This window comes from Mesorhizobium sp. M2A.F.Ca.ET.037.01.1.1, from assembly GCF_003998075.1.
In the GTDB taxonomy this organism is placed as follows: Bacteria; Pseudomonadota; Alphaproteobacteria; order Rhizobiales; family Rhizobiaceae; genus Mesorhizobium.
The window spans coordinates 1-1,815 of record NZ_RZSA01001181.1; the positions used below are offsets into that span (position 1 = coordinate 1).

The following is a 1,815-nucleotide window of genomic DNA, read 5'->3' on the forward strand; positions in this document are numbered from 1 at the left end:
CTCGTACAGGGACTTTGACGGATTGCAGGCTTGTCGGCAGGTGAAATTTTCACCGTTCGTTTCGCCAAATCAACCAGACCTTCGAGATCGGCCGAAGCTTACGAACTTCGTCATCCACGGGCGGAGCGACGCGCAGCGGAGCGCAGACCCGAGGATCCATTCCGTGACCTTGGCCGAGGAATGCAGCGGAGCAGAATTCTGGACCGCCGAAACGCCTCGACGTCACGGAATGGATCCTATGGTCTGCGCGCGTCGCTTCGCTCCTTGCTTCGCCATAGGATGACGAAGTGATGACCTTTCACCAATCCTCAACGCATGCAATCTGCGTGACCACTATTCGGCAGATTCCGCTCGGAAACCGGTTCCTGTCAGAAGTCGCTGGTGAGGCCCTTCACCTCCCAATCGCCATAGCGGCCGGGTTCCTTGCCGCCGCGGCCGCCGATTTCCTTCGGCAATTTTGCCTCGGCCTCGCGATATTCCCTGCGCCTGGCCTCGGCCTCCGCCAGCGCGCGGCTCGCGGCCGGCGTCAGCATCTTTCGCGGCCCGTCGCCATCGCCCGCGGTTTCGGTCTTGTTGGTCAGTTCGGTCATGCGATATTCCCTGCCGATTGAAACGGAGCCCGGCCTTTCCCATCATATAGCCATGACCCCAAAAGGATCGACCCCATCTCCCCGAACGGATGAAACGATGAACACGCTTCGCACCGCCATGCTGCTTGCCGCGATGACGGCGCTGTTCATGGGCGTCGGCTATCTGATCGGCGGCTCGGGCGGCATGGTCATCGCGCTTTTGATCGCCGCCGGCACCAACCTGTTCAGCTACTGGAACGCCGACAAGATGGTGCTGTCGATGAACCACGCCATCGAGGTCGACGAGAAGAATGCGCCCGAATATTACGCGATCGTCCAGGCGCTGGCCAAGCAGGCCGGCCTGCCAATGCCGAAGACCTATCTGATCGACAACCCGCAGCCCAACGCCTTCGCCACCGGCCGAAATCCCGAGAATGCCGCGGTGGCCGCGTCCACCGGCCTGCTCCAGCGCCTCTCGCACGAGGAGGTCGCGGCGGTGATGGCGCATGAGCTTGCCCATGTGCAGCATCGCGACACGCTGACCATGACGATCGTGGCGACACTTGCCGGCGCGATCTCGATGCTAGGCAACTTCGCCTTCTTCCTCGGCGGCAGCCGCGACAACAACAACCCGTTCGGCTTTGTCGGCGTGCTGGTGGCAATGCTGGTGGCGCCCTTCGCCGCCATGATCGTGCAGATGGCGGTGAGCCGCACTCGCGAATACGAGGCCGACCGGCGCGGCGCCGAGATCTGCGGCAATCCGCTGTGGCTGGCCTCGGCGCTCGCCAAGATCGCGCACGGCGCCGAACAAATCCCCAATGAGGATGCCGAGCGCAACCCGGCGATGGCGCATCTTTTCATCATCAACCCCCTGCATGGCGAGCGCATGGACAATCTGTTCTCGACCCATCCGAGCACCGAGAACCGCATCGCGGCGCTACAGGAGATGGCAAGCGAGATGGGTCGTGCGTCGCCTGCCAATCGGCGCGAGGCTTCCGCGCGGCCCATCCAGCCCGAGGAGGCGTCGGCCGGTCCATGGGGTAAGCGGACGGAACCCGCGCCGCCTGCCGGCCCGCCGCCGCCGAAACCCAATCCGTGGGGCCGCAACCCGACCGGACCGCGCCGGTCGAAAGGTCCGTGGTCGTGACGCCGCCGAGGCGCGGACAGCCAGGCAATGCGCAACACAAGGCCGGTGAGGAGATAGCCGGCCTTGCCGCGCGCAAGGCCGGCTATCTCCTCACCGGCC

At 64.4% G+C, this 1,815-nt stretch carries 2 protein-coding genes; one reads left to right on the plus strand and one right to left on the minus strand.

What is annotated here, in order from left to right:
• Window positions 1-368 precede the first annotated feature (368 nt).
• Entirely contained in the window at window positions 369-590 is a 222-nt protein-coding gene (locus EOA27_RS34800; protein WP_126080561.1) for a DUF1674 domain-containing protein, read from the minus strand.
• Between the two features lie 97 nt (window positions 591-687).
• Between EOA27_RS34800 and htpX the strand changes: the two genes are divergently transcribed.
• A complete protein-coding gene (gene htpX, locus EOA27_RS34805) occupies window positions 688-1,716 on the plus strand; it encodes a zinc metalloprotease HtpX (RefSeq protein ID WP_126080560.1) in 1,029 nt (342 codons plus the stop codon).
• Window positions 1,717-1,815 lie beyond the last annotated feature (99 nt).